This window comes from Hydrogenobaculum acidophilum (assembly GCF_054656715.1).
This window is the reverse complement of record NZ_BAAHXP010000018.1, coordinates 22,542-29,943: the sequence shown is the minus strand read 5'-3', so window position 1 is coordinate 29,943 and position 7,402 is coordinate 22,542. Positions and strand designations below refer to the sequence as shown.

The window sequence follows — 7,402 nt, the reverse complement described above, 5'->3', positions numbered from 1 at the left end:
CGTAGTACCTGCTTTTGCATAACCTAAATCTTTTTGAAGAAGCCATGCTGCTTGGAAGTTTGGTACAAAATCCCCAAACTTTTGTTCCCATATCATATCCACCGTGTAAGCCTTAGCGGTGGTGGAAGATGTTTGATTTGCGCATATACTATTTTGATTATTGCTGTTTAGCCAATTACCAGCGCAATCTATCCTTTGTTGCTGATAGCCAAAACCAAATGTAAGCGTGTTTCTTTTTCCAAGGTAAGTATCTTGGTCTATATATCCTGATTCTCCTTTATATCCAAGCATCGTGGGTGTAAACTCCAATCTAAATCCATATTTTAAATTGCTGTTGGCGTTGTATCCATCCTGATAATCGTATTTTCCATTTCCTATAAAAGCGTAATACTTTAGCATCGCATTTTTTCCAACGCTTCCCCAATACACAACACCCATATCTCTAAAAGCACTTTCAAACTGAGAGTCTGCACCTAAATTGAAGCTTAAAAGCGGTGTAATAAAAAGCTTATCGTTTTTATTAGGTTTCAAAACTTTTGTTATATCGTTGTTTATTGTCCCTATCTCTGGTATGAAATTTTCTGTTGGAATATAAAAACTTAACGTGTTCTCAAGCTCGTATCTTGACCACGGATTTAAAAATAGCCCCGCCATAATATTTGAGCTTTTGTTAAAATGAAGGTTTATAAAAGCGTCTCTTACCATCGTATAAGGCGTACCCTGATGAGTCCTAGCTGTACCATCAGCACCAAGAGCGTCGTTATCGGCAAAATCTAAATCCGCTCCAAACTGCACTATAGGGTTTATCTGGCCATCAAAATAAATTCTAGCCTGAGTTATAGAAAAATTTGTAGAACTTTTATCATTTGTATAAGTAGCACCGTCTTGCTGAGCCCAAATGGCTAACCTTAGGCCCACATCTGCAAATTCATTCTCTGAAGCTTTCAATAAGATAGCGTTGGCGTTGTGGCTTAAAATACATAGCCCACTAAAAAGCAAAAGACTACCTAATTTGTATCTCATAACTCTACCTCAAAAATTAAATTAAAATAATTATATTTCCAAATAATAAAAAATTTGTAAATTTTAACTAATTATATTTTTACTGATATCTATCAATATTGAAAAATAAAATTTAAAGTTAACTTTTACTAACTAAAATGTTTAAGATGGTTGTGCGTGGCAAAAGCATATCACTTTTTACAGCCTTTTTAGTAGCTATTTGTTTTTACTTGCTTTATATGGCCGTTGTAGGCTTTTAACACGTATATATAGTAAGTCTCTATAGGCTTACCCCTCCAATAAACGGTGTAGGTAGTATGGTATATTTGCTTTTGAAAACCAGATAAAACTTTTTTGTCTATTGGATGGACGCTTACAAAGATGCCGTCGTGGCCTATGTAATTTTTCATAAGAGGCTGCCAAAGGTAAAACTCGTTCATTCTTGTGCCTAAGTTTATGCAAAAGACCTCTGGATGGTCTTTCATGTAAAAGGCAAGCTCTCCAGCTATCTGGTAATAATCGCTAAACACCAAGTCTCCCGGCTTATAAAACCTTGAAACAAAAGCCCCAAGCTTGTCCCATCCTACCAAGAATTTTGTAGGGTCGTGTATGGGCTTTAAAACACTACCAAGGCCTATTACATCAAGGATTGGCGTAAACATCACAAGTATTGTTATAATCATAGAAAAACTTATATAAAGTAGCTTTTTTCTAAAAGCCTCAAAATATTTGGATATCAAAATAAAAGCGCTAAAGTATGCAAAATCTGGCCAGTTGGCTTGGACATTGGTATTTATACTCAAAATCCCAAAGAATATCAAAATAGGCCAAGAAAGGATTATAAAATACATATCTATATGGTTTTTTTGTTTTAGGCTTTTAAAAGAAGCGTATAAAAACACAAAAAACCAAACCACCGATAAAACCCCAATCTGCCCTCCTAAAAAGTTTAAAACTCTCAACACTTTAACGCTTGCATCATCCTCTACACCTGCCAAAGCCCCAACGTGCTTAAACCCGTCAAAATGATGAAAGATATTCCATATTATCACCTGAATACCTATAAAAGTGGCTATCAATATTGAAAGATAAGGCTTAAAGCTTTTAAGGGTGTCTTTTTTATACAAAAAAGCGTACAAAAAACCAAGCACCAAGAAAACGGCGGTGTATTTTGCTAAAAAATCAAGCCCCGCAAATATACCGAGGTATATATAATCTCTTAGCCTATTCTTATGAAGGGCTTCGTACATTGCTATGACGCTAAGACCCCAAAAAAACAAAAATGGCGCATCGGTAGTCATCAGTATTGCATTTATATTAAAACCTATGACGGTGTTTGGTATCACAGATGACCAGAAAGCTGCCTTTTGACCGTATATCTTTTTAACAAAAAAATAAGAGAAGTTAAGCATTATAAAAGCAAACAAAATAGGCCATATCCTAACGGCTAAGTTGTTTATACCAAAAAGATGCATCGTTATGAAGTTCAAATATGCCACCAAAGGCGGCTTTGAGTAGTAGCTAAAATCTATATGCCTAGCCCAATCCCAGTACTGAGCCTCTTCTGGGTCTAAAGATATAGGATAATAAAGTACATAAAGCACTCTAAAAATTAAAAAAAGCACGTTTATCAAAAAAACGTTTCTAAAGTTCATCACAAACTATTATAGGGTAAAAAGCTGTTTTAACTGTGAAATAAAAGTATATGGCTTTTAGCATAGAAAAATAATAAAAGTAAGCTTATATTAACTCATATGAAAAAAATATTGGCATTAGGCGGTGGTATAGCTGGGGTAGAAGCGGCTTCTTTGCTAAGTGAATATGGATTTGATGTAACGCTTGTCTCAAATAGAGACTATTATTACATATACCCACTTGCTATATGGGTACCAGTAGAAAGAATAAAATTTAACGATATAAAGCTAAATTTAAACAACCTTGCTTTGTTGCACAACTTTAGATTTATAAAAGATGAGGTTTTATCCATAAAAGCCAAAGACAAAGAGGTAATCTTAAAAGAAAACGGCACTCTAAAAGATTTTGATTACCTTGTAATAGCGCTAGGGGGTTCCAAGGTAAATCCAAAGGGTATGGAATACGCTTACTCTATATGCTCAGAACCCACACAAGCTTTAGAGCTAAGAGAAGCCATACAAAATCTAGTTTTAAAAGGCTCTGGTAAAATAGCTGTGGGTTTTGGGGGCAATCCAAAAGACCCTTCTGGTGTAAGGGGTGGTCCTGCTTTTGAGCTTTTGTTAAATTTAGATGATTACCTTAGAAGCTTGCATTTAAGAGAAAATTTTGAACTAACATTTTTTGCACCTATGGATAAACCAGGCATAAGGCTTGGAGAAAAAGCTTTCAACAGCGCTATGGATATGCTAAAAAAACTAAACATAAACATAAAAACCGGTAAAAAGATAAAAGAGTTTCAAAAAGACGGTGTAATACTAGAAGACGGGGAAAAGATAGAAGCTGATGTGATAGCTTTTATACCAGCCACAGATGGACATAAAGCTATAAAAGAGTCGGATTTACCTAAAAACGAAGCTGGATTTGTAAAAATAGATGAGACTACAAAAGTTTTAGATTTTGATTACGTGTACGCCATAGGCGACTCTGCGGCCTTAGAAGGCCCAGATTGGAAAGCAAAGCAAGGACATTTAGCAGAGGCGATGGCAAGAGTATGCGCTTTTAACATAGCCCTAAAAGAAGGAAAAGAAAAAGGCACACCAAAATCCTACAAAGAACACCTTAGCATCATATGTCTTATGGATATGGGCACAAAAGGGGCAGGACTTGTTTATAGAAATGATAAAAAGGCGTTATTTTTACCAATGCCAATCATAGGACATTATTTTAAAAGGATTTGGGGAATGCACTTTAAGCTTGTAAAATTGAAAAAGCTTCCAAAATTACCCTTTATAAACTACTAAAATGCTTTTTTACCAAAGCGTTAAATATCTCGCCCCTATGCTTATAGTTTTCAAACATATCAAAAGATGCACAAGCGGGTGAAAACAGTATAGTATCACCCTTATTTACCTCGTTTTTAGCTTTTATTAAAGCATCTTCCAAATTATCCATCACACAAACCTTTAAAAAAGATTCTATCTGATCTTTTATAAGGTTTTTATCTTTTCCATACAAAAACACCATCTTAATCTTGTCTTTGTAAATGCTAAGAGATAAGAAATCCCCACCCTTATCTATGCCACCAGCTATCAAAACAATAGGGGCTTTTGTGGATTCCAAAGCGCTCATAAGAGCGTTTACGGTAGTAGATTTAGAATCGTTGTAAATGTCTACACCGTCAAAGTTGCCTAAGTATTGATATCTAAAAGGAAGTCCTTCGAAGGTGTTTAGTCTTTCTTTTATTTTATCTATCTCTACACCCATGCTAAAAGCCACGAAACTTGCCACGGCGATGTTGTAAAGGTTATGAATACCTTTTAAAGAAGGATGATATATATCTTTTATAAACGCTTCATCGTTGTAATATATATCGTTTCCTATCACTTTCAAATTACCCTCTTCTCCAAAAAATACTTTTTTAGCAAATGAAGGGGTCTCTGACACTGGTTTTTTGGCGTTTAGTATCAAAATATCTTCTTTGGTTTGGTTTTTGAATATGCTTTGCTTTGATAAAAGGTAGTCTTCCATATCTTTATGCCAATCAAGGTGATCTTTTGAAAAGTTAAGAAAAGCACCTATGTTTGGTCTAAAAGTTTTTAGTGTTTTACCCTGAAAAGAAGATACTTCTAACACCACTGACTCTTCATCATTTTCAAGCACTATTTCGCTAAAAGGAGTTCCAAAGTTCCCTCCTTCTTTTAAACCTGTAAAATGATGTATAAGATGCACCGTAGTAGATTTGCCGTCTGTTCCAGTAACAGCTATTATATTTTTACCTTTGTAAAATCTATAAGCTAACTCGGTCTCGCCTATTATTTCTTTGGAAGATTTAAGGGCTTCTTGCCAAAGAGGATGAGATGGTGGTATACCAGGAGATAAAACTACAATATCTACACTACCCCAAACTTCCCGCCACAGGTTTTTATCTTCTTTATCATCTCCAATTATTACCTCAAAACCCTTTGCTTTTAATAGATTAAAAGCTGCTAAACCGCTTCTTCCTTTTCCCCAAACTAAATATGCCACTAACTTATCGTTAAACCCTTTTACCTATATAGATTTAGCACTGTAGCTGTTAGTTGCGGGTTGTTTTGAAGATTCTGATTGTTGTTTTGTTCGGCGGTCTGATTTTTAGCTTCGTTGGTTTTATTAACAGCGTTGGTTTTATTGGTATTTTGATCGTTGGCTTGCTCGTTTACCTTGTTGTGCTGATGCACGTTGTAGGCACCATAAGCTCCAACAGCATTTACATTTGCCATACCTTTATCCTCCTTAAAGTAAAATATAATATTTATCTCAAATTTTGCAAGGATATATGATGCTTGACAATACCTAAAATAAAGAATATATTATAACATTTGACCTATGGAAGAAAAAGTAGCTGATGTTGTAAAAATTGCAAAAGAGTTTCACACAAGGGGATGGCTTCCCGCTACCGCTGGTAATTTATCGGTAAGGCTTGATGATAAAAGAGTGTGCATAACTGCGTCTGGCACTCACAAAGGACATATAAGCGAAAAAGACTTTGTAACAGTAGATTATGATGCAAACGTATTAGAAGGTAAGAAAAAACCCTCTGCCGAGACGCTTCTTCATCTTGTGGTGTATAAAAACTTTCCCGATGTAAATGCGGTTTTTCACGTGCATACCATAAACTCTACCCTTGTTTCAAGGTTTTTAGAAGATAAGGTAATATTAAAAGACTATGAGCTTTTAAAAGCTTTCGACGGGATAAACACCCATGAGAGCTTGTTAGAAATACCTATTTTTCAAAACATGCAAGATATGAGAGTACTATCCAGCATTATCCAAAAAGCCATAGAAAAAGGCGAAGTGAAATACGGATTTTTGCTAAAATCACACGGCATCTATGCATGGGGTAAAGATGTAATGGACGCATACGTAAAGCTTGAAGCTCTTGATTTTTTGTTTGACTGTGAGCTAAGGAGTATGCATTTACAAAGGAGTAGCTTATGAGCCATTTAGCAATTTATGACGAGGATGGCAAGCTTTTAGAGCTTTTAAAAGACTATGAGCTAATATCAAAAAAACTATCAGACTTAGGTGTAAGGTTTGAAAGATGGAAAGCTGGCAATGAGCTTTCTTGGGATGCAGGACAAGAAGAAGTGGTAAAAGCCTATAAAGAAGATATAAATAGAATAGTAAGGGAGTTTGGTTTCGAATCTTTAGATGTGGTAAGCCTTACACCGGAAAATCCCAAAAAAGATGAGTTAAGAAACATGTTTTTGAATGAACACACACACTCAGATTTTGAGGTAAGGTTTTTTGTAGATGGAAGTGGCACTTTTTACCTTCACATAGGGGACAAAGTTCATGTTGTTTTTTGTGAGAAAGGAGATTTTATAAGCGTCCCAGCCAATACAAAACACTGGTTTGATATGGGTTCAAAGCCATTTTTTAAAGCTATAAGATTTTTCTTAATACCAGAGGGTTGGGTGGCGCAGTTTACAGGTTCCTCTATATCTTCAAAAATACCAGAGCACGACGAAATAGCCGTTTTATGATAAAAGCAATCCTTACAGATATAGAAGGCACCACATCCTCCATAGACTATGTAAAAAATACTATGTTTGAATACTCCAAAAACCGTTTAAAAGAATATCTTCAAAAACATTGGGAAGAAGAACATGTAAAAAATATAATAAACCAATTATCTCAAAAGCTTGGAAAAGAAATAGATTTAGAAACATCATATCAAATCTTTATAGACCTGATTGAGAAAGATGTGAAAGATACGCTTTTAAAAGAGCTTCAAGGACACATATGGGAAGATGGTTTTAAAAGTGGTGAGTTAAAAGGTCATATGTACGAGGATGCTTATCTTAAACTAAAAGAGCTAAAAGAAAAAGGTTATAAAATATTTGTATACTCGTCTGGTTCCGTAAAAGCCCAAAAACTATTTTTTGGATACTCTTTGTATGGAGATATCACATATCTTTTTGACGGTTTTTTTGATACCACTGTAGGTCCCAAAAAAGAAAAAGAATCCTACAAAAACATATCATCCATAACAGGCATAGCCCCAGAAGAGTTTTTATTCTTATCCGATGTAAAAGATGAGATAAAAGCATCCAAAGAAGCTAGCATGAACGCTATTTTAGTATCAAGAGATAAACCTTGCGAGGAAAAAGAGTGTATCAGAGATTTTAACGAGATAAAACTTTAAAGACTAACTTGAGAGCCCTATACCTAAAATTTTGTAAATCAATTTTACAAACATAACAGCTTGCAATTTACACAAGTT

General features: G+C 35.0%; 8 protein-coding genes. 4 read left to right on the top strand and 4 right to left on the bottom strand.

The genetic code is table 11. The features are described from left to right. Both ACYQZV_RS08125 and ACYQZV_RS08120 read right to left on the bottom strand, forming a co-directional pair. Positions 1 to 1,023, bottom strand: a 1,023-nt coding sequence (locus ACYQZV_RS08125; protein ID WP_459894890.1) for a porin, incomplete at its 3' end; no start/stop codon positions are given. 188 nt (positions 1,024 to 1,211) lie between these two features. Next, the gene (locus tag ACYQZV_RS08120; protein ID WP_459894887.1) at positions 1,212 to 2,657 is read right to left on the bottom strand and encodes a glycosyltransferase family 39 protein; all 1,446 of its coding nucleotides are present in this window, start codon (positions 2,655 to 2,657) and stop codon (positions 1,212 to 1,214) included. Between the two features lie 99 nt (positions 2,658 to 2,756). Here ACYQZV_RS08120 and ACYQZV_RS08115 point away from each other — a divergent pair, with 99 nt between their 5' ends. Further along, the gene (locus ACYQZV_RS08115; protein WP_459894885.1) at positions 2,757 to 3,938 is read left to right on the top strand and encodes an NAD(P)/FAD-dependent oxidoreductase; all 1,182 of its coding nucleotides are present in this window, start codon (positions 2,757 to 2,759) and stop codon (positions 3,936 to 3,938) included. Here the strand turns inward: ACYQZV_RS08115 and murD are convergent. After that, a complete protein-coding gene (gene murD, locus ACYQZV_RS08110) occupies positions 3,925 to 5,163 on the bottom strand; it encodes a UDP-N-acetylmuramoyl-L-alanine--D-glutamate ligase (RefSeq protein ID WP_459894882.1) in 1,239 nt (412 codons plus the stop codon). The genes ACYQZV_RS08115 and murD overlap by 14 nt on opposite strands. Before the next feature lie 20 nt (positions 5,164 to 5,183). Further along, positions 5,184 to 5,396 (bottom strand): bifunctional endo-1,4-beta-xylanase xyla, encoded by a 213-nt coding sequence (locus ACYQZV_RS08105; RefSeq protein ID WP_459894880.1) that lies wholly within the window; start codon positions 5,394 to 5,396, stop codon positions 5,184 to 5,186. A gap of 106 nt (positions 5,397 to 5,502) precedes the next feature. On the opposite strand from ACYQZV_RS08105, the gene ACYQZV_RS08100 reads away from it, so the two are divergent. Genes ACYQZV_RS08100 through mtnC form a run of 3 tightly spaced genes read left to right on the top strand, consistent with a single transcriptional unit; the run spans position 5,503 to position 7,324 of the window. Then, positions 5,503 to 6,114 carry a methylthioribulose 1-phosphate dehydratase gene (locus ACYQZV_RS08100; RefSeq protein WP_459894877.1) on the top strand — a complete coding sequence of 204 codons (612 nt, stop codon included), beginning with the start codon at positions 5,503 to 5,505 and terminating at the stop codon, positions 6,112 to 6,114. Continuing rightward, positions 6,111 to 6,662 carry a 1,2-dihydroxy-3-keto-5-methylthiopentene dioxygenase gene (locus ACYQZV_RS08095; RefSeq protein WP_459894875.1) on the top strand — a complete coding sequence of 184 codons (552 nt, stop codon included), beginning with the start codon at positions 6,111 to 6,113 and terminating at the stop codon, positions 6,660 to 6,662. Before ACYQZV_RS08100 ends, ACYQZV_RS08095 begins: the two co-directional genes overlap by 4 nt. Further along, the gene (gene mtnC, locus ACYQZV_RS08090; protein ID WP_459894872.1) at positions 6,659 to 7,324 is read left to right on the top strand and encodes an acireductone synthase; all 666 of its coding nucleotides are present in this window, start codon (positions 6,659 to 6,661) and stop codon (positions 7,322 to 7,324) included. Before ACYQZV_RS08095 ends, mtnC begins: the two co-directional genes overlap by 4 nt. The last annotated feature ends 78 nt before the right edge of the window (positions 7,325 to 7,402 follow it).

What these genes read in the sequence shown, in the direction of transcription:
- ACYQZV_RS08120 (WP_459894887.1), bottom strand. Translation starts at nt 2,657, where the DNA reads ATGAACTTTAGAAACGTTTTTTTGATAAACGTGCTTTTTTTAATTTTT.
- ACYQZV_RS08115 (WP_459894885.1), top strand. Translation starts at nt 2,757, where the DNA reads ATGAAAAAAATATTGGCATTAGGCGGTGGTATAGCTGGGGTAGAAGCG.
- ACYQZV_RS08105 (WP_459894880.1), bottom strand. Translation starts at nt 5,396, where the DNA reads ATGGCAAATGTAAATGCTGTTGGAGCTTATGGTGCCTACAACGTGCAT.
- ACYQZV_RS08100 (WP_459894877.1), top strand. Translation starts at nt 5,503, where the DNA reads ATGGAAGAAAAAGTAGCTGATGTTGTAAAAATTGCAAAAGAGTTTCAC.
- ACYQZV_RS08095 (WP_459894875.1), top strand. Translation starts at nt 6,111, where the DNA reads ATGAGCCATTTAGCAATTTATGACGAGGATGGCAAGCTTTTAGAGCTT.
- mtnC (WP_459894872.1), top strand. Translation starts at nt 6,659, where the DNA reads ATGATAAAAGCAATCCTTACAGATATAGAAGGCACCACATCCTCCATA.